This window comes from Trueperella bialowiezensis (genome assembly GCF_900637955.1).
Classification (GTDB): Bacteria; Actinomycetota; Actinomycetes; order Actinomycetales; family Actinomycetaceae; genus Trueperella; species Trueperella bialowiezensis.
In genome coordinates this window covers 423,667-444,233 of sequence record NZ_LR134476.1, presented here as the reverse complement: position 1 = coordinate 444,233, position 20,567 = coordinate 423,667, and the positions used below count along the sequence as shown (strand labels likewise).

At 58.6% G+C, this 20,567-nt stretch carries 15 protein-coding genes and 2 tRNA genes; 13 read left to right on the top strand and 4 right to left on the bottom strand.

From position 1 onward, the window contains the following. The first annotated feature begins 58 nt into the window (after positions 1–58). From EL234_RS02055 to EL234_RS02040, 4 genes are all read left to right on the top strand, one after another. Positions 59–268: a hypothetical protein gene (locus EL234_RS02055; protein WP_126415905.1), complete on the top strand. Its 210-nt coding sequence runs from the start codon at positions 59–61 to the stop codon at positions 266–268. A gap of 5 nt (positions 269–273) precedes the next feature. Then, on the top strand, positions 274–528 hold the full coding sequence (locus EL234_RS02050; protein ID WP_126415904.1) for a hypothetical protein: 255 nt from the start codon (positions 274–276) through the stop codon (positions 526–528). Between the two features lie 10 nt (positions 529–538). Further along, positions 539–2,809, top strand: coding sequence for a MaoC family dehydratase (locus EL234_RS02045; protein WP_126415903.1), 2,271 nt, complete (start codon positions 539–541; stop codon positions 2,807–2,809). A gap of 102 nt (positions 2,810–2,911) precedes the next feature. Further along, positions 2,912–3,538, top strand: a complete 627-nt coding sequence (locus EL234_RS02040; protein ID WP_126415902.1) for a hypothetical protein — start codon at positions 2,912–2,914, stop codon at positions 3,536–3,538. 913 nt (positions 3,539–4,451) lie between these two features. Here EL234_RS02040 and EL234_RS02035 read toward each other — a convergent pair. After that, positions 4,452–4,525: transfer RNA gene (locus EL234_RS02035), tRNA-Gly, on the bottom strand. 142 nt (positions 4,526–4,667) lie between these two features. On the opposite strand from EL234_RS02035, the gene EL234_RS02030 reads away from it, so the two are divergent. Further along, a tRNA-Pro gene (locus EL234_RS02030) sits at positions 4,668–4,741 on the top strand. Between the two features lie 309 nt (positions 4,742–5,050). Here EL234_RS02030 and EL234_RS02025 read toward each other — a convergent pair. Continuing rightward, positions 5,051–6,517: an MFS transporter gene (locus EL234_RS02025; RefSeq protein ID WP_197718452.1), complete on the bottom strand. Its 1,467-nt coding sequence runs from the start codon at positions 6,515–6,517 to the stop codon at positions 5,051–5,053. 368 nt (positions 6,518–6,885) lie between these two features. On the opposite strand from EL234_RS02025, the gene uidA reads away from it, so the two are divergent. The 8 genes from uidA to EL234_RS01985 all read left to right on the top strand — a co-directional run bounded on the left by uidA (position 6,886) and on the right by EL234_RS01985 (position 15,718). Continuing rightward, positions 6,886–8,664, top strand: a complete 1,779-nt coding sequence (gene uidA / locus EL234_RS02020; protein WP_126415901.1) for a beta-glucuronidase — start codon at positions 6,886–6,888, stop codon at positions 8,662–8,664. A 67-nt stretch (positions 8,665–8,731) separates the two neighbouring features. After that, on the top strand, positions 8,732–9,724 hold the full coding sequence (locus EL234_RS02015) for a LacI family DNA-binding transcriptional regulator (protein WP_126415900.1): 993 nt from the start codon (positions 8,732–8,734) through the stop codon (positions 9,722–9,724). Between the two features lie 24 nt (positions 9,725–9,748). Further along, the gene (locus tag EL234_RS02010) at positions 9,749–10,702 is read left to right on the top strand and encodes an aldo/keto reductase (protein ID WP_126415899.1); all 954 of its coding nucleotides are present in this window, start codon (positions 9,749–9,751) and stop codon (positions 10,700–10,702) included. Between the two features lie 130 nt (positions 10,703–10,832). Next, positions 10,833–12,413 (top strand): trigger factor, encoded by a 1,581-nt coding sequence (gene tig, locus EL234_RS02005; RefSeq protein WP_126415898.1) that lies wholly within the window; start codon positions 10,833–10,835, stop codon positions 12,411–12,413. Between the two features lie 231 nt (positions 12,414–12,644). Beyond that, the gene (locus EL234_RS02000; protein WP_126417215.1) at positions 12,645–13,277 is read left to right on the top strand and encodes an ATP-dependent Clp protease proteolytic subunit; all 633 of its coding nucleotides are present in this window, start codon (positions 12,645–12,647) and stop codon (positions 13,275–13,277) included. Positions 13,278–13,289: 12 nt separating this feature from the next. Next, on the top strand, positions 13,290–13,949 hold the full coding sequence (locus EL234_RS01995; RefSeq protein ID WP_126415897.1) for an ATP-dependent Clp protease proteolytic subunit: 660 nt from the start codon (positions 13,290–13,292) through the stop codon (positions 13,947–13,949). A gap of 138 nt (positions 13,950–14,087) precedes the next feature. Beyond that, positions 14,088–15,353: an ATP-dependent Clp protease ATP-binding subunit ClpX gene (clpX, locus tag EL234_RS01990; protein WP_126415896.1), complete on the top strand. Its 1,266-nt coding sequence runs from the start codon at positions 14,088–14,090 to the stop codon at positions 15,351–15,353. An 8-nt stretch (positions 15,354–15,361) separates the two neighbouring features. Then, positions 15,362–15,718, top strand: a complete 357-nt coding sequence (locus EL234_RS01985) for a chorismate mutase (protein ID WP_126415895.1) — start codon at positions 15,362–15,364, stop codon at positions 15,716–15,718. Positions 15,719–15,847: 129 nt separating this feature from the next. Here the strand turns inward: EL234_RS01985 and EL234_RS01980 are convergent, their stop codons facing one another. Both EL234_RS01980 and valS read right to left on the bottom strand, forming a co-directional pair. Further along, positions 15,848–17,677, bottom strand: a complete 1,830-nt coding sequence (locus EL234_RS01980) for an AMP-dependent synthetase/ligase (RefSeq protein ID WP_241969061.1) — start codon at positions 17,675–17,677, stop codon at positions 15,848–15,850. Between the two features lie 141 nt (positions 17,678–17,818). Next, positions 17,819–20,467, bottom strand: a complete 2,649-nt coding sequence (valS, locus tag EL234_RS01975) for a valine--tRNA ligase (RefSeq protein WP_126415894.1) — start codon at positions 20,465–20,467, stop codon at positions 17,819–17,821. Positions 20,468–20,567: the final 100 nt, after the last annotated feature.

The following is a 20,567-nucleotide window of genomic DNA, read 5'->3' as shown; positions in this document are numbered from 1 at the left end:
CGGCCGTAACTTGGTGACTTTGGTTGACGGCGCATTGCCTGGTAACTATAGTTGACATATGGAAGTAGTGGAAAGCGCTCTCAAACACGGTGTTCACCCTGATGATATTGAGCATGCATACCGCAACGCCATATTCGTTCACTTCGAGGATGGCTATCAAATGATTGTCGGTCCAAGTAGAAGTGGGCTCATGCTGGAAATCGCGCTCAACAACTCAAATCAGATATTTCACGCAATGAAAGCGCGCCCCAAGTACCTGAGAAAGTGATAGTAATGCGAACAAACGAAGAGATGCTCGAAGAAATCGAGACCGCGAATCAGGGCGAAGGCCCGGATCCGATGCATACCATCACGGATCCGGCGTTGATTGACGTGTATAAGGCTATCGTCGCTACGCGTGAAGCTGACAGAATGCTAGATGACGCCGTGTTGACCGCGCGAAAGTCAGGCGTCACATGGCAAGCTATCGGGGATGTTATCGGCATGACTCGCCAAGGCGCAATGAAACGCTGGGGGAGCGTAGCGTAAACTGGCGGGGATGAGTGCATTTTCTGGAATCTTCAAACGCGCGGGCGCAGGTGCGCCTCGCAGCGAACCGGTGCAACGGAGCGCGGTCGCTGAGATTCCATCTGCCTATGCGGATTTCGTCGGAGCAGCAAACTTCGAGTGTGCACCCCCGATGGTCCTCCACAATCTTTGCTTTCCAGGCACAGTCGAGGTGTTGTCCGATCCTGCCATTCCGGCGCGCTTGCTTGGCCTCGTACACGAATCGCTCGCGTGGGAACTTCGCGAGCCAGTTCCGGCGGGAACCACGGTGGAGGCAAACAGCCTCGTCACGCGTGTAGTGCGAGGCCGCGGCCTGACGATTGAGGTGACGTCCGCCGTCGTCTCCAATCACGGAGTGCACTACATCGAAAAGGCGGTCTATTTTTCTCGCAAACTGCTGCAAGGCACAGAGTTCGTTCGCGAACATCCGAGCGTGCCGACGGACTGGCAAGCTCCTGCCGTGCCTGACCTGCGAGCAGAGTTTGGTGTGAACGACGCCGGCTCGCTCGAACTTGGCCAGCTGCGGCCACGTGCACGCCACACGTTGACTGCCGACGCCGGGAGGCAATGGGCTCGAATCTCCGGAGACGCAAACCCGATTCACCTCAGCGCTATCGCCGCGCGCCCGTTTGGCTTCAAGAGCGCCATCGCTCACGGTATAGCGATTGAGGCGTGGGTCCACCACGAGCTAGGGATCGACGGCGCTAACCCTGCAAGCGGCGCCACTCGTTTCCGTGCACCAACCCGAATTCCAAATGAGATCGAACTCGTTGAACTTGAGCCGCATGCGTACGCCGTCGTTGAATCGCGCACTGGTCGCGATCTTGTGCATGTGCGAACCCGAACGAATGACCTCGGTACACAAACGCCTAGTACCGAGGCGCCTATTGAAACGCGGATTGATAGTACAGGCGGGTCGCCTGTTACTACACCGATTGTTATTCCGCGCTTCCAGGGGCGGATCAGTTCAACCGAGCTCGGTCGGGCGGTATTCAGCGCCGCGGCCGAAGGGGAAAAGGACGTGCTCGCCGCTATCAGCGCGGCACGCAACTGGCGTAAACAATACCGCGAGCCGGTGCGGCAAGTGTCCATTGTCGACGATCCGGCACGCGGTTCGGAGGTAGCACAACGCGGACTCGATTACATCGCGAATAACGTCACGCTTGCGGATGGCATACCGCTTGGGCAGATCGCGCCAACCTCTGGTGTCCCACTTGGTCTGCGCATCGTGGGAAGGCATATGCCACGCCGGGAGCTTGCGATTCCGTACGGCGGGAAAAGGCTGGAAGGTGAAGAACTTGACCGCCAACTGACGAGCTGGATTGCTGGCGGAATCCTCACGGCTACGGCTGGTGACAGGATTCGGCAGGTGGCGCGCAATCCGCAGTGGCTCAACCTTTCCGGTGCTACGTTCGGCGTGATTGGCGCGGGCGCTGAGCTTGCCCCGACGTCGTTCCTGCTCGACTACGGAGCGAAAGTCGCCGGGGTGATTCGACCAGGGTCCGCCCGGTTGCCATCGCTGACCGAAGTGGCACGTAACAGTGCCGGCACGCTTGATCTTTCTCCCGCGCAGGCGTCTGATGTCGTTGGGCAAACAGCGGCGGTAGCCGGATGGTTGATTGATAGGCGCCCTGACGTCGTCGTGGAAACGCTGTATGCGCCGGGCGTGGATTTCTTGCTGCTGGAAATGGGTGCGGATGTCATTATGGCGGCGCTCGCGGAGAACACGGATGCTATGCCGGCCTGGTACGGCACGCCTACGGACGCCTATCCGATTGGGGAGCGGCGCGAACGAGCTGGTGGTGTGGCGTATCGGCCGGGTAAGAGCGCGAAGCTGTGGCGTTCACGCGGCAGTGAGGCGATTGCTGACGGCGTGTATAACGGGATCGTCGACTTCCAAGGGCCGAACTATATTCTTGCTAAGCGGATCGGACGCTGGCGTGCGACCGTGCTGGCGGCTGCCGGGCGGCCGGTCTCGTTCAATATTGCGCCGATGGCTCGCACCGAGTCGGTGCTTATCTCTAAGACGCTCATTGCCACCTATCGCGGGCTCGACAAACTTGGCCTCGAGCCGCTGGATGCCGACACCGCCGCGGCGCTCATGGGCACGCTTCTTGTATGGGATTACCGCAACCAGCGAGAACCCGGCGCGAACTTCCTGACGGAAGCGGCTATCCCCAGCGGGCTGTGGAGCCAGGATGCAGCAGCGCAAGACGTGATGAAACGTGCAGTATTGCTGGGGAGCGGAGCGTTCCTCAGATAGCGCGAGGTAGTGCCGGTAGTGCGAGGCGGAGAGCCTGCGTGCATCAGGACATTCTGCGGCGAAATGTCCTATCGTGCGGGCTTGCAATGTAGCATCACTGGTATGCGTAAGATGATCACCGTGGCTGCCGTAGCTCTACTCCTAGCCGGTTGTACCTCCACGACTGGCGGGCAAATGCCAGGGTCCGAGGTGTCCGAAACGGGAACCACGCAAAGCCCGACACCGAGCGCTGAGGCGAGCTCGACGCCGTCGCCAACGCCCGAGCCCAGCGATGTACGTACATCCGACGACGGTGAAAACATCACCTATACGCTCGCAGGTGGCGACCTGGAACTGACGCTGCCGAACACGTGGTCCGACGTCGTCGAAAGTTCGCGATCTTTCCCGATTGCGGTGCGTAACCCGGAGGGGAGCCAGCGAGTCGTCGTCGCGGAAATCGGGCCAGCACGCCTCACCCCGGAAACTGAGCAGTATCGCGACCTTCTCGTGGAGCAGCTGAACGTGGACGACGGCGATGTGGCCTATCTCGGTTCACGCTATGCAGGAGATGGAGCTTACCCGGCGTTTGAGGTGGTGACCGATGAGTATGCTGCGTGGATTTTCCTGGTGACTGCCGATGAGCGTCAGTTTGAACTCACGGTGAAAGCGGATACTTACGGGCAGTTGAGCGAAGCGCTGGAGTTTGTGAAGTCGTTGAGGAATACGACCGGGCTCGAGAAACAGAGCTAAGCGGGCAAGTATAGGGCGACGCCGCTAAGAAGCCGGTAGAAAAATGGTGCGCCTATTGTCAGTGATCGCTTCGCCGGAGGGGCAAGAGGCTCAGCAGGTTACTCGTTCGTGCCATTCATCGAGCAGCATCTGATTCCGTTGGCAGAAGCAATTAAGTAGGTTCTTCGTGGCGGTAATGATCCGACGACGTCGCATTGCGCGCCGACGTGAGTTTGTTTCAATACCACTCCTGTCGACTTATTGTTAGCTGGACGTGTCATTGTGTGGGGTGTTTGCGGTCTGCCGTCAATTAGGCAATCTTAACTGATAGAGCAATGCAGGCTACTTACGCTACCGCGCTTAGAACACAAATGCGATATGTCGCATAGCTTGCATTTAGATTTAGTTCGGCGCATGGGGCAGTGTCGTATGTCATACTTCTTGCATTCTTTCTGGAGTGAGAACGTAGTAAGCGCGTTGGGAGGCCCTGTGGGAATTGGGATTTCTCTGGGATGGGCAGCTTGGCGCTGTCGAGGTGAACTGTGAGCGGACAACGGATTGGAACGAGCAAGGGGCGAACGGCTATCGCATACGGGGCGGTATTCGTTTGCACTCTACTGATCGCGAGGTTGATTGATGACCTGGCGCGGCATGGGACCCTTTTCCACAAAGATTCCTGGTTCACCGTAAGTGATTGGATCACTGCTATCGGTTTTGCGTTTATCGGTTGTTATGCCTACTGGTATAGAACGCAGCAATGAGACCTGAGTCCTTATCTAGCCACTTCGTTTTAGTGCTTGCCGTTCCCGGGGTACCCGTTGCGCTCGCGGGGTAGACAATTCGCCGGACTTGGTACCCCGAGAAGCAAATGTGTACCCCGGGAATGCCGACTGTGAAAAATGGTGTCTGGCGTTGCTATTGCCTTGAGTCGTCGTGGAGCGGGTGACGGGAATCGAACCCGCACTATCTGCTTGGAAGGCAGAGGCTCTACCATTGAGCTACACCCGCACGTGTCAGCCATGCGTATCGCTGACCAACCGAGTTTAACAAGAAAGACGTGCGAAAAGAAAAGCGGAGTCTGTGATGTGTCCCTTATTACGGTTGCCCGGATTCGTTTCTTTTGGCGGCTTCAACTAATATGACGTAAGACCGGGGCGTGGCGCAGCTTGGTAGCGCACCTGCTTTGGGAGCAGGGGGTCGCAGGTTCAAATCCTGTCGCCCCGACAGCGAACGATCTCGCGGCGCGGATAGTCCAGCGCCGCGAGATTCTTCGTCTCAGTCGGTAATCCGCCGCGGGTCTATAGGCCATAAGTGCCCAAGTAGACAAAAAGAGGGGTTGTGACCCGTATTCGAGTCACAACCCCTTGCTGTATCGGGCATCTAGGTTATCCTCCAAATTATTCCTATCTGCCCGGTGCGATTCGGCTACCACCCCTTACCGGCTGGTGAGCGTTGCCTGACCGGCAAGGCCACCCCTCGCAGGGTAGTAGTGGTGGCAGCCGAATCGCGTGGTCACATTCAGGCCTTCAAGGATCAGGCCTGCTGCTGTGCAGCCTCGCGACGCCGCTTGAGTTCAGCAACGTTGGCGGCGATGCGTCCCTTCTTGAGCGGGTACAGGAAGACCAGTGCCAGTCCAACGAGCACGCACGCAATACCTGGTACGAGGTTGGCGAGCATGTAGATCGAGTCCACGACCTCTGGTGCCTGTTGCCCGCCAGCGGCGGCAACATCTTGATCGAAGCCGACTGCACTAAGAGCCCAGCCAGCAAGGCCGCCAGCGAGTGCCTGGCCGAGCTTGCGAGCCCACGAGTACACGGAGTACACGGTGGCGTCGTCGCGGTTTCCAGTGCGAACTTCCTGGTCGTCAATCACGTCCGTGATGAACGCCCACACAAGGAAGTTGAATGTGGAGATGCAGAACATTGCAACAGCGTAGAAAACGATCCACATGTAAGGCGCATCGGACGAAATCTTCAACGCCCACGCGGCAATCAGGACGATGCCACCGAAGAGCATGGCAACTGCACCGGTTTCAGCCTTACCGAACCTCGCTGCAAGCCAGGGTGCCAACACGATGAGCACGAAGGCCGGAAGCGTGCCGGCAGTTGTTGCTATGGATTGGAGCTTGCCGTTACCGAAGTAGTTGAGCATGAGGTAGGGCAGCATCTGGCCGAGGAACAGGTTGCCAAGCAGGAGAAGCAGGGCAGCGACGATCAGGCCGCCGAGTGCCCGGTTGGTGAACACGGCCTTGAGCATTGCGCCAATGCCAGGGCCTTTAGCGTCCGAGCTCGTGTCTACAACAGGCTCCACGCGTTCTTCGACGTTGAGGAGCATCACCATGTAGCACACGATAGCGAGGATCGAGCAGACGCCTGCTGCGATTGTCATCCGTTGGCCGTCCATAACTGCAACGCCTTCAGCGTTCTCGGTCATGACGAAGGCCGGAACAGCTGCGTTGATGACGAGCATGGCGAGCTGTGCGCCGGTGGAACGGAACACGGACAGCTGCGCGCGGTCATCCGGATCATCGGAGATGACCGAGGCCATCGAACCGTAGGGGATGTTGACGATCGTGTAGGCGACCGAGCCCCACATGACGTAGCTGACGATCATCCACAGGAGTTTCATGTTGTAGTCGCTGAAATTACCAACGAAGGACTGGTACATGAGGAACGATGCGAGTGCAACCGGCACCGCCCCGTACTTGATCCAGCGCTTGAACTTCCAGCCGCGCCTCTTGACAGGCAGGCGGTCAACGATGATTCCGACGGCGACGTCGGTAAACCCGTCAACAATACGGGCGACGAGGAACAGTGTTCCGACGTGTGCAGGGTTGATTCCCACGACGTTCGTGTAGAACGTCATGAAGAAGACGGCTTGAAGCATGAAAGAGAAGTCGTTGCCGAAGTCACCGAACATGTAGCCGATCTTGTCCCTCATGCCGAAGGGACGAACCTTGCGTGGTGCAACAACGGGTGTGTTGCTGGGGGTTGCGTTCATTTTTCCTCCTTGTTCACATCGGCATTGATGTAAACCTGTGTGATGCGAGTGCGTATCGGCGTGCCCGTGCGGCGTTGCCGGGTGGATACACCGATAGCCCTGCAACTTATTGTGGAGTATTTAAGCGCACGGTGAAAGGGGTTGCCGTAAGTTGCAGAATGATACGTTAACCCTAGAGAAACGGGTCACATTCCGATAGAAATAGAGATGTGGGTCGATCCCCCACCCTGTAGCTCCCCGAGGAAGCTTGCGTGTGAAGCATGCCGCTAGGTGTAGCGCTTGGAACGACGACGCCTCCAGGGCACACGCTTTAACCGTTCGATCTGGCCGGGGCGCAGAAAGCAGGACGACCAAGCAAAGGAGCTTACATGCTAGCATTGCGTGACTCACTCTCTCGTAACTCCAAATGCCTTGATGGTGTTTGGGATTTCAAAGTAGACACTGATAATTCGGGTGTTGAGGAGCGGTGGTTTGATAAGCCGCTTACCGATACCCGGTCGATGCCTGTTCCGGCGTCGTATAACGACATCACCACGGAAATCGAGGTTCACGATCACGTGGGTCTCGTGTGGTACGAGCGTGAGGCTATTGCGCCGCGTTTCGGTGATGATCGTTTGCTGATCCGCTTCGGTTCGGTGACGCACGAAGCGCAGGTCTACATTAACGGTAAGGAAGTTGCCTACCACAAGGGTGGTTATCTGCCGTTCGAAGCTGACATTACTGACCTGGTGAAGGACGGCGAACCGTTCCGCGTGACGGTGGCCGTCGATAATCGTCTTGGGTGGCAGTCGATTCCGCCGGGTTACATTACACAGGACGAGGCCGGTAACGATCAGCAGAAGTACTGGCACGATTTCTACAACTACGCGGGCATTCACCGGTCCGTCCACCTGTACACCCGTCCGGAGGTACACGTGTCCGATGTGACTATCGTGACGGATATCGACGGCAGTGCCGGCGTCGTCAAGTACGACGTCGTAGCTGAGGGTGCGAAGAACGTGTCGGTTCGCGTGCTTGACGCCGAGCGTAACGAAGTGGCTGCCGGCGAAGGCGCCTCGGGCGAACTACGCGTCGAGAATGCCAAGCTGTGGGCACCGGGCGAGGGCAACCTGTACACGCTCGAGATCACGGCTGACGACGACGTCTACCCGCAGCGTTTCGGCATCCGCACCGTGGAAATCAAGGACAACCAGTTCCTCATCAACGGTAAGCCGTTCTACTTCCGTGGATACGGCCGCCATGAGGACAACCTGATTCGCGGCAAGGGTCATGACAACGTCATGATGGTTCACGACTTTGAAGTGATGAAGTGGCAGGGTGCGAATTCGTTCCGCACCTCGCACTACCCCTATGCGGAAGAGGTCATGGACTATGCGGACGAGCAGGGCTTCGTCGTCATCGACGAAACCCCGGCTGTTGGTCTGAACATGGGTATCGGCGGCGGTATTTTCGGCGCTCAGGGCTTCGTCACCTTCTCGGAGGACACGGCGAACAAGGAAACCCAAGAAGTTCACGCCAACGAAATCCGCGATCTCATCGCACGCGACAAGAACCACCCCTGCGTGGTTATCTGGTCGATCGCGAACGAGCCGGAGACGAACACGGACGCCTCGCGCGAGTACTTCGAGCCTCTGGCGAAGGTCGCCCGCGACGCCGATCCGACCCGCCCAGTTGGCTACGTGAACGTCATGCTGTCCACCCCGGATGTTGAGAAGATCACCGACTTCTTTGATGTCATCATGCTCAACCGCTACTACGGCTGGTACTTCCAGACTGGCCACCTTGGTGATGCCGAGGCCGGCCTGCGCCGCGAACTTGATGAATGGATCAAGCGTTACCCGGGCAAGCCGATCATCTTCACCGAGTACGGCCCGGATACGATGCCTGGCCTCAAGGATTACTTCCGCCGCCCCTGGTCGGAGGAGTTCCAGGAGGACAACATTGGTATGTTCCACAAGGTGTTCGACGACTACCCAGAAGTGGTTGGCGAGCAGATGTGGAACTTCGCGGACTTCCAGACCACCCCGGGCACGATGCGTGTGGGTGGCAACAAGAAGGGTATGTTCACTCGCGATAGGCTCCCGAAGTCGAACGCCTACAAGGTCCGCGACCGCTGGCTGGCGATGAAGGAAAAGCAGGGTAACTAACTTTCCCACCCGTCGAGTATGGGTATACTCCAATAACAGGAGTTATCTATACGCGAGGGAGCTAAACGTGAACACCGGCCGTCGAGTCACGATATATGACGTGGCTCGGCGTGCCGGTGTTTCCCCGTCGACGGTGTCTCGGAGCCTGTCCCGCCCGGGGCGGGTAAGCGCGGCCACGTTGAAAATCGTGTACGAGGCAATTGAAGAGCTTGGTTATGCGGCTGGGCCTACAGTCGCCCAGTCTGAGGCGAAAACTCGCACGATTGCTTTTTCGGTGCAACGGCTGTCCAACCCGATTTATGAGGATATCCTTTCGGGTTTCCGTGATAATTTTCCGGATAGTTATGTACCGGTTGTGTTGGATGCCGGAGAGAACGCCGAGCGTGAAGCGGCTAATATTATTCAGATTTTGCCGCATGTGGACGGGCTCATCATGTCGTCGTCGCTTCTGACCGAATCGCAGATCGCGAATATTCATAAGCAAAAGCCCACAGTGTTGGTTCAGCGCAGGATTAACGGTATTCCGTCGGTCATGTTTGACATGGTTCCCGGGGTGGGGCAGCTGATGGATCTTTTTGCCGCGCACGGCCACGAAGATTTACTTTACGTGTCTGGTCCGGAGGAGTCGTGGACGAGCGGCATTCGTTGGCGTGCCCTGCAAACGGAGGCAAACAAGCGGGATTTGCGAATAAGCCGTAGCGCCCCGTTTGAACCAAACGTGGTGTCTGGTTTTGAAGCTGTGCGAGCTTGGCAGGGAACGAAGGCCACGGGGATCGTGGCGTTTAATGACATTCAAGCAGCCGGTTTACTGCACGGTCTTCGACGCGCGGGCGTGCGGGTGCCCGACGACGTGTCGGTGGCGTCATTCGATAACACGATTGCCGCCGTCGTCGCTCAAGTGCCGCTGACGAGCATTGGTGGGTCGAACTACGACGTCGGGCGGCACGCGGCCGAGTTGCTACGTGACCATCTGCGCCGGCGCAACGATGATGTGCCGGAGATTGTGTTGCCGATGAAGACGCATGTGCGCATGTCGGTAGGGAAGGCGCCGAACAACTAGTTGGACGCCGGAGTGGAGGCAGACATGGAATATCGCAGGCTGGGTAATTCGGGGCTTGTAGTCTCGGTTCTTGGGTACGGTGCGAATAATCTTGGCCGGGCAGGAAGCCGAAGCGCCGATCAGGCGGGTGCGAACGCCGTCGTGAATGCGGCCTTGGATCTGGGAATTACCTATTTTGATTCAGCTGACGTGTATGGCAGTTATTACGGTCAGTCGGAAGAATTGCTGGGTGCGGCTCTTGGGAACCGGCGTGATGAGGCCGTGATTGCCACGAAGTTTGGAATGCCGAAAACGAAGCCGGGTGAGAAGGTCGCTAAGGGGAGCCGCAAGTACATGATGGCATCGCTCGAAGGCTCGTTGCGGCGGCTCGGCACTGACTACGTGGACCTGTATTACTATCACAGTCCCGATCCGTTGACGCCGCTTGCAGAGACAGTCGACGCCCTCGAAACGGCTGTGGAGCAGGGCAAGATTCGGTACTATGCGGTGTCGAATATGGCTGGATGGCAGACGGCTGCCACTGCCGAGTTGGCAAGCATGGGCAGGCTCGTGGGCACGCAAAATCACTACAATCTGATGGATCGGCGTGCCGAGCTAGAAATTTTGCCGGCGGCCAGGCACTACGGGCTGGGCGTGATTCCGTACTTCCCGCTCGCGGCCGGGCTGTTGACGGGCAAGTATACGGATGGTCATCCGGGCGAAGGCCGCCTCAAGGTGGGCGATGTGAAGATCGCGGCGGCTGACATGAACCAGTTGCGCGCGTACCGCGATTTTTGTGCCGAGCGCGGATTCGACCAGGCCCGCGTGGCGATCGCGTGGCTTGCCAGCCAAGAACCAGTGGCCTCGGTGATCGCGGGTGCGACGACGCCGGCGCAGCTGGAATCGAACGCGCAAGCAGTGTCTGTGCGGCTCTCCGACGACGACCTGGCCCGCCTTGACGAGATCTTCCCAGCACCCGAGCCGGCTGCCCTGTTTTAAGCTGTGGTTGCTTTCATGGCGAACGAAAATAAGGATTGGCGCCCTTTTGTTCTATTATTGAACGGCGAGCGTGCACTGCACGCAGGAAAGATGTGATGGACGGCATCCCGTCCCTAAACTCAGGAGAATTGTGAAGCACAACGTAGAGCACGTGAGCGAAACCCGCGCGAAGTTGAGCGTCGAGGTACCCGCGTCAGAATTTGAGCCCAAGTACAACAAGGCCGCTAAGGATCTTGCCCAGCAGGTGGACATCCCCGGCTTCCGTAAGGGGAAGGCTCCGCGCCGTGTTCTTGAGTCAAAGATCGGCCGCGGATACATCATCGAGCAGGCGATTAACGACAACCTGGATGGCTACTACCAGATCGCCGTCGTGGAAACGGGTATCGTGCCGATGTCGCGACCAGAGGTGGACATCGTCGAGGTCCCGGAGATGACGGGTAAGGACGACACGACTGCCCTGAAGTTCACGGTTGAGGTGGACGTGCGCCCGGAGATTTGGCTGCCGAACCCGGCTGATTTCACGGTCGAAGTGCCGAGCGCCGAGGTGACTGACGACGACGTGACGTCCGAGCTCGATGCTCTGCGCGAGCGTTTTGCCACGCTGACGAACGTCGACCGGGAGGCCAAGGAAGGCGACTACGTCAACATTGACATGGTGGCCACGATTGGTGGCGAGAACGTGGACGACGTGGCAGGTATCTCCTACCGTATCGGCGAAGGCAACATGCTGGACGGCCAAGACGAGGCGCTCACCGGTGCGAAGGCTGACGACGTCGTCGAGTTCAAGGCAAAGCTGGCCGGCGGTGAACACGAAGGTGAAGAGGCCGACGTGACGATCACCGTGCATTCCGTGAAGGAATCGGTGCTACCCGAGGCCGACGACGATTTCGCGATGATGGCATCAGAATTCGACACGATCGACGAACTACGCGAGGACCTTCGCGAGCAGGCGGCTAAGCACAAGGCGAACATGCAGCTGTCGGGTGCCCATGAGCTGCTGGTCAACCAGTTAGTGGAAGCATCGGACTTCCCGCTGCCGCAGGGAGTCATCGACGAAGAGGTAGCCAACCACTTGAGCAATGAAGGTAAAGAGGCAGACGATCCGCACGGTGAGGAGATTCGCCCCGAGATCGAGCAGGCTTTGCGTCAGCAGCTGCTACTCGACACCTACGTGGAAGCTTTCAAGGTCGATGTTCCACAAGAAGAACTCATTGATTTCCTTGTGACCCAGGCGCAGATGTACGGCATGGATCCGAACCAGTTCATCCAGGCCGCCGCGCAAGCCGGCCAGATCGGTGCGTTCTCGAACGAATTGGCTCGTAACAAGGCTGTGACGGCAGCGTTGCGCCTTGCCACCGTCAAGGATTCCGATGGCAACGACGTCGATGTTGCGGCAGTGTTGGGTGAGCAGCCAGAAAATGAGGTGCTGCCCGAGTTCACGGCCAAGCCAGCGAAGGCTGATAAGCCGAAGAAGGCTAAGGCCGACAAGGCTGACAAGCCCAAGAAGGCCGTGAAGGCTAAGGCCGACGAGGCTGCTGATGAGGAATCGGCAACCGATGCAGCTGACGGCGAATTTGACCCTGCCGCCCACACCGTGGGTGAAGTGCTCGACTACGTTGGCAGCGTCGACGAAGCTGAAAAGGCTCGCGTGCTAGCCGCGGAAAAGGACGGCAAGAACCGTAAGGGGATCGTTTCGAAGCTGGAAGGCTAGTCGAAAAGTCTGTGGCACGTGAGTAGTTGCGGGGCAGGCACCGTGCGTGATGCACGGGAGCCTGCCTCGCCCCTTGAATGGGTACGAGCGCACATGTGCCATCAGCGAAATAGCCGCGTAAACCGGAAGATCGGCCAAGCCCCGCCGTTAGTATCTAGTGAGTGACAAGCATCCGCACTATATGCGGAAGGAATAGACCGTGCCCGAGTGGGCAAAGGAGGCGGCATGAACATGCCACAAGCTGCCGTTGGAGGCCAGAACCTTGGCCTTGGCGACTCGATTTACAACCGTCTTTTGAAAGAACGCATCATTTGGTTAGGCGACCAGGTTACTGATGAACTGGCCAACATGGTCTCTGCCCAGCTTCTGCTGCTGGCGGCCGAAGATCCGGATAAGGACATCTACCTTTACATCAACTCACCGGGCGGTTCGGTGACGGCTGGCATGGCTATTTTTGACACGATGCAGTACGTGAAGCCGGACGTAGCCACGGTTGGCATGGGGCTGGCTGCTTCGATGGGGCAGTTCCTGCTCACGGCAGGAGCGAAAGGCAAGCGGTACATTACCCCGCACACCCGCGTGCTCATGCATCAGCCGCTGGGCGGCGTGCAGGGTACGGCAACCGAAATCCGTATTAACGCGGACTTGATCTTGCAGATGAAGCAGGAGCTGTCTGAGCTGAACGCCAAGCACACAGGCAAGTCCGTGGAACAGATTTTGGTGGATTCTGATCGGGATAAGTGGTTCACCGCTCAAGAAGCGTTGGAATACGGTTTTGTTGATCACATTATCGAGCATTCGTCGTCGGTTGTTGGCGGCGGCGGTGTTGACGGTGGGCGTTCGGTGACGCCGGAGAGCAAGTAGGGGAGAGCACTGATGACTAATTTCTCGCTGACAGGAATGGCTCCACAGATGCCGACGAACCGTTACGTTCTGCCGAATTTCGAGGAGCGCACGCCGTACGGCTATAAGCGGCAGGATCCGTATGCCAAGCTGTTTGAGGATCGGATCGTGTTTTTGGGTGTTCAGGTGGACGACGCGTCTGCTGACGACATCATGGCCCAGCTTCTCGTGTTGGAGTCGCTTGATCCGGATTCGCCGATCACGATGTACATTAATTCGCCGGGTGGATCGTTCACGGCGATGACCGCGATTTACGACACGATGCAGTACGTACGCCCGGAGATTCAGACGGTGTGTCTGGGGCAGGCGGCGTCGGCTGCCGCAATTTTGCTGGCAGGTGGCTCGCCGGGTAGGCGTTTGGCGCTGCCGAACGCGCGCGTGCTCATCCACCAGCCGGCTATGCAGGGCGCTCAGGGGCAGGCCTCTGACATCGCGATTATTGCCGATGAGATTGACCGCATGAACCAGTGGTTGATTGACACGCTTGCCGAGCACACCGGTCAGGATCCGAAGCAGATTGAGCTGGATATTTCTCGTGATAAGATCCTGTCCGCTCAACAGGCGAAGGAATACGGGATCGTCGACCAGGTGCTTACTTCGCGTAAGGCAAGCCGCGAGGACGCCGAGGCATAAATCTCGGCAGGAATGCACGACGTCGGTAACACGCGGCGGGAGCTGTCACGAATGTGACCTCTCGCCGCGTGTGCCACACTAGCCATGGGCGCAGTTTTGGTGTGGAATGGTAGGCAGGGTTAGAAAAGAGGGTAGATCATGACTCGTACTGCAGACGCTGCAGACATGCTCAAGTGCTCGTTTTGCCAGAAGAGCCAGCGGCAGGTCCGCAAGCTCATCACCGGATCGGGTGTCTACATTTGTAACGAGTGTATTGAGCTGTGTAACGAGATCATTGAAGAAGAGCTCGGCGCGCAAGATGAGGGCAAGCCGGCTGTCGAATTGCCCAAGCCGAAGGAGATTTACGAGTTCCTTAACGAATACGTGATTGGCCAGGAGGGAGCTAAGCGAACCCTGTCCGTCGCGGTGTATAACCATTACAAGCGAATCCGGGCGCAGAAACCGTCTGGGAAGAAGAAGGACGACGACCACGTCGAGATCGGCAAGTCGAACATCCTGCTCATTGGCCCAACAGGCACGGGCAAGACGTACCTGGCTCAGACCCTGGCGAAGATTCTTGACGTGCCCTTCGCAATTGCGGATGCCACTGCTCTTACCGAAGCGGGTTACGTGGGCGAGGACGTGGAAAACATTCTGCTCAAGCTCATTCAGGCAGCTGACGACGACGTGTCGCGCGCCGAACACGGCATCATCTATATTGACGAGATCGATAAGATTTCGCGCAAGTCTGAGAACCCCTCGATTACTCGCGACGTGTCTGGTGAAGGCGTGCAGCAAGCCCTGTTGAAGATTATTGAGGGGACAGTTGCGGCGGTGCCTCCACAGGGTGGGCGCAAGCATCCGCAGCAAGAGTTTATTGAGATTGACACGTCGAACATTCTGTTCATCGTTGCCGGAGCGTTTGCGGGCATGGAGGAGATCGTTTCCTCGCGCACGGGCAAACGTGGCATCGGTTTCGGTTCGACTCTGCACGAGGCCGAGAAGGCCGGAGAGTTGCTCAAGCAGACCACTCCGGAGGATCTACATAAGTTCGGCCTTATTCCGGAACTCGTTGGCCGGTTGCCTGTGATCGCCACGGTTAATGAACTGAGCGAGAGCGACTTGGTGGAGATCCTACAAACTCCGCGTAACGCGCTCGTTAAGCAGTATCAGAAGATGTTTGCACTCGACGGCGTGGATCTTGAGTTCACCTCCGAAGCGCTCGGGAAGATTGCCGCCGAGGCAATTGCTCGGGGTACGGGTGCTCGCGGCTTGCGCTCGATCATGGAGAAGCTGCTCAGCGAGCTCATGTTTGAGTTGCCCTCACGCGACGACGTCGCCAAGGTCCTTATTGAAGGCGGCGTCGTTGACGGAACGGCAGAGCCGACCCTCGTGTTGCGCGGGCGTGAAAACAAGACGGCCTAGGTGAAATCATGGACTCTGCCGAAAGAGTAGTGGGTGAGGGCGCCGCCAATAGTGCGGGCAACGGCGCGGGCGAGAGCCCTCTCCAGCAGCTGGAGAATTACCGTAAGACGATTGACAACCTCGACGCCGCGCTCGTACACATTTTGGCCGAGCGTTTCCGGTGTACCCAGCGGGTGGGCCAGCTGAAAGCTGAACATGCCATGCCCGCATCCGACAAAGAACGTGAGGCACGCCAGATCGCCCGGCTGCGCATACTGGCCGAAGAATCGGATCTTGATCCGGTGTTTGCCGAGAAGTTCCTCAAGTTCATCGTGGCCGAAGTCATCCAACACCACGAAGAGATCGCCGCTGAAAAGAACGCCTAGGAACATTCACGCGTTATTGCTTATGAAGCAAAAATGCCGGACTCGAAGGCTCTCGAGTCCGGCATTTCTGCTGTTATAGCAGTATCGGCGAGAACACCCGGCGCGCCGGGCCTTCTGAGCCTGTGAATCCTACTGGGCGTAGATCTTTTCGATCACGTCCGCGTAGTCCTTGAGCACTTCGCTGCGCTTAACCTTGAGCGACGGCGTCAGGTAGCCATTTTCCACCGTGAAATCGCCGGGGAGGATCTCGAACTTGCGGATCGACTCGGCGCGAGAGACGTGCGTGTTCGTGCGCTTGATCGCGCGGTCGATCGCGGCAATGATCTGCGGATCGTTGACCGCCTCAGTTGCCGACATGGCAGGCAGTCCGCGGTTGGCCAAGTACTGCGGCAGCGCCTCGGCGTCGATGGTTACAAGTGCGGAGATGAACGGTTTCTTATCGCCCACGACCACCACCTGGGAGATGATCGGATGAGAGCGGAGCCTATCTTCGAGTTCGGCCGGTGCCACGTTCTTGCCACCAGCAGTGACGATGATTTCCTTCTTCCGGCCGGTCACCCACACGAAGTCATCTTCGTCCACACGCCCGATGTCACCGGTGCGGAACCAGCCGTCCTCGGTGAACGCCTCGGCAGTTGCCTCAGGGTTCTTGTGGTATTCCTTGAACACGTGATCGCCCTTGACGAGCAGTTCGCCGTCCTCAGCTGCTTTCACATAGCAACCCGGGTAGGCCGGGCCGACCGAGCCAAGGCGTGACTTGTTCGTACGATTCACCGTGGTTGGTGCTGAGGTTTCGGACAGGCCGTAGCCCTCGAGCAAGGTGATGCCCGCGCCGGTGAAGAACGCCGCTAAGCGGTTGCCCAGCGGAGCACCACCGGAGATCGCGTAGCGTACGCGCCCGCCCATGATGTCCCTGATCGTGGAGTAGACGAGCTTGTCGAACATCGAATGCTGGAGTTCTTGACGCTTGGTCGGACCTTCTTCGGTTTCGAGTGCGCGAGCATAGTTGATCGCCACCTTCGCGGCCGTACGGAAAATCTTGAGCTTTGCGCCCTTGCCCGCCTTGGCGTCCGCGGCGTTGTAAATCTTCTCGAACACGCGCGGCACTGCGAGCACGAACGTGGGGCGGAAGGATTGCATGTCGCTCACCAGATTCTTCGTGTCCGGGCAGTAGCCCACACGCACCGAGGCGTACAGCGCCACGACGTTAATAAAACGTGCGAACACGTGTGCCATCGGCAAGAACAGCAACGTGGCCGAATCTTTACGTGAGAGCACGTCGATGAGTCCGGAGTCTGCCGGGCCGTTAAGCACCACGTGCAGGAGATTGCGATGCGTGAGCACAACGCCCTTGGGGCGGCCCGTGGTGCCCGACGTGTAGATGATCGTCCACACGTCGTCGGCCTTCTGCGCGTCAATGCGGCGGTCGATCTCGCTGTCGTCCTCAAGAGAACCGGCGGAGGTGATGCGCCCCTGCGCGTCGTCGTTGATGACGAAAATCTTTTCCAAAACAGGCTGGCGTTCGAGCACCGGCTGAAGCATCATTTCCATCGCCTGATTTTCGACGACGACGAAGCGGCAGCCCGCGTCCTCGATAATCCACTCAGCCTGCTCAACCACGGACGTTTCGTAGATCGGCACCGCGTAGCCGCCTGCGAACTGGATCGCGAAATCAAACAGCGACCACTCGTAGGAGGTGCGCGCCATGATGGCCACCCGGTCGCCAGGCTTGAGGCCGTAAGCGATGAAACCACGAGCAAGAGCCCGAATCTCATCAATAAACTGCGCCCACGTGATCGAAATCCACTGGTTACCCATCGACGACTTGCGCTGGCAGGCCACCTTCTTCGGCATTTCCTGGCCGCGCCTACGGATAAGGGCGGGAACATTCATCGACTCGGTGACTTCCATCTTGCCGGGGACGAATGAAACACCGTCTTCGTTAATGTATTCGCTCACGGTACTCCTTTTTGGTGCTGATCAAAAACACGTACTGACCTACGGTAGCGTAGGTAAAGTAAAAAGTGGCGGTATCACAGCCTTATTGGCCATGATATCCGCCACTTTTACGTATTGTCGCAGGTCTGCGACGTGGACCGGTTAGTCCTCCACAGCAAACTCGAAGGCCGTAACCTCCGGTTCTGCGACGTCGCCACCAACGAAGTCGAGCGTGCCGGTCACGTGTGCGGCGGCCTCGAGCTCACTACGAACGAGCTCCACCGCGTCCGCCCAATCCTGCGGGATCTCCACGGTGACGCTTGCATAGGCCGTACGCTGGGAGACCTTCTGCTCAGACTTGATCTTGCGCAGTGCCGCAAGCGTACCGCCCGCAATATCCACCAGCTGCGGATCGCCCTCTGCCGCGTTACCCACCTCGGAAGCGCTCGGCCACTGTGCGTTGTGTACCGATCCGGTGCGGTACCACGACCACACCTCTTCAGTTGCATAGGGGAGCACGGGAGCAAACAGGCGTAAGAACGCGTCGACCGCGAGGTTGAGCGTCACGCGTGCCGAACGTACCTTGGCGCCCTCGCCGCGTGTGGCCAGTTCGCCGTCGCGGTCATAAGCGCGGTCTTTGACCAGCTCAAGGTAGTCGTCACAGAACGTCCAGAAGCAGGTTTCGGTCACTTCGAGTGCGCGCGTGTGATCGTAGGCCTCGAACGCAGTGGTGGCCCGCTCAATAACGCCGGCCAGCATTGCGAGCATCGCACGATCGAGTGGCTCGCTCACTGCGCTCGGATCGAGATCCACCTGAGCGTCACCGCCGGCCATCCCGAGCGCGAACTTCGAGGCGTTGAGCAGCTTCATCGCCAGACGCCGCCCAATCTTCATCTGCTGCTCGTCAAATGCGGCATCCGTGCCCAGCCGCGCGGAGGCAGCCCAATACCGCACAGCATCCGAGCCGTGCTGTTCGAGCAGCCCCATCGGGGTGACAACGTTGCCCTTCGACTTCGACATCTTCTTACGATCCGGATCGAGAATCCACCCAGAAATCGCCGCGTGCTTCCACGGCAACCCGTCGAACTCGAGGTGCGCACGCACCATCGTGGAAAACAGCCAGGTGCGAATGATGTCCTGGCCCTGCGGGCGCAGATCCATCGGGTACACGGCGTCGAACAGCTTCTCGTCACGCAGCCAACCACCGGCGACCTGCGGGGTGAGCGACGACGTCGCCCACGTATCCATAATGTCTACTTCACCGACGAAGCCGCCCGGCTTGCCACGCTGCGCCTCGTCGTATCCCGGTGGGGTGTCCGTGGTCGGATCGATGGGAAGCATGTCTTCGGTCGGCGTAATGACGGCGTCGTAATCGACGTCGCCAGAATCGCTCACCTTGTACCACAACGGGATCGGAACGCCGAAGAAACGCTGGCGAGAAATCAGCCAATCCGAATTTAGGCCTTCCACCCAGTTGTTGTAACGCACGCGCATAAAATCAGGGTGGAACTCGAGCTCTTTACCGCGCACGAGCAGGCTGTCGCGCAAATCCTTGCCCGTGGCGTCGGTGAATGCGCGCCCGCCGTTGCGGATGTACCACTGGCGGGATGTGACGATTTCGAGCGGCTTATCGCCCTTTTCGAAGAAGTTCGTCATACGCTGCGTGGGCTTTTCCTCGCCCACCATCTCGCCGCTGGCCTTCAGGCGCTCAACGAGCACCTTGCGTGCCGTAAACGTGGTCTTCCCAGCCATCTCCTCGTAGGCCTCGGTACCGGCGTCGGACGTGATCCACTCCGGGGTTTCGTTCAGCAAGCGGCCGTCTTTACCCAGCACCGCACGCATCGGCAGGTTCAGCTCGCGCCACCACTGCACGTCTGTCAGATCACCGAACGTACAGCACATGGCGATACCCGCACCCTTGTCGATCTCCGCAGCCGGATGGGCAAGAATCGGGATCTCAACGCCGAAGACGGGCGTGGTCGCCGTCGTGCCAAACAAGTGCTGATAGCGCTCGTCGTCGGGATGCGCCACGAGAGCCACACAGGCCGGCAACAGCTCCGGACGCGTGGTCTCGATAAGGACGTCGTCGCCGTCGGTATGGAACGCGAGCGTGTGGTAGGCGCCCGGATATTCGCGGGCCTCCAACTCGGCCTGCGCGACGGCGGTCTGGAACGTCACATCCCACAGGCCGGGAGCCTGCGCCTGGTAGGCCTCACCGCGGGCAAGATTGCGGATGAACGCAGTCTGCGCCACTCGCTGGGCGTTCGAATCGATCGTCTGATACTGATGCGTCCAATCAATCGACAGGCCAAGCCGGCGCCACAGCGCCTCAAACTGCTTCTCATCCTCTGCTGTGAGCTTCCAACACAGCTCAATAAAATTACGCCGCGAAATCGGCTTCTGATCGGCATACTTGATCGACTTGCCGTCGCCGCCGTCGTGCGGCGGCACGAAATCCTCCACGTACGGCTGCGACGGATCAACCCGCACGCCATAGTAGTTTTGCACGCGGCGCTCGGTGGGCAGACCGTTGTCGTCCCAACCCATCGGGTAAAACACGTTGTAGCCGCGCATCCGCTTATAACGGGCGACGACGTCCGTGTGAGTGTACGAAAACACGTGCCCCACGTGCAGCGAACCGGACACCGTGGGCGGGGGAGTATCAATCGAGTAAACCTCGTCGCGTTCCGTATCCGGATTAAACGCGTAGGTTCCGCCTTCTTCCCAGGCTGCGCCCCAGCGTTCTTCCAGCCCGTCAAGACTTGCCTTCTTCGGCACCTGCGTGGATGTACGTAGTGTTTCGTCAGTCATATGGCCATTGTTCCATGTCCGGCGCGCTAGACGTACTTTCTGCCGTGTGAAATGAGACAGCGCCGCTGAAGAGCACACGTAGGGTGTGGTGTCGGGCGGC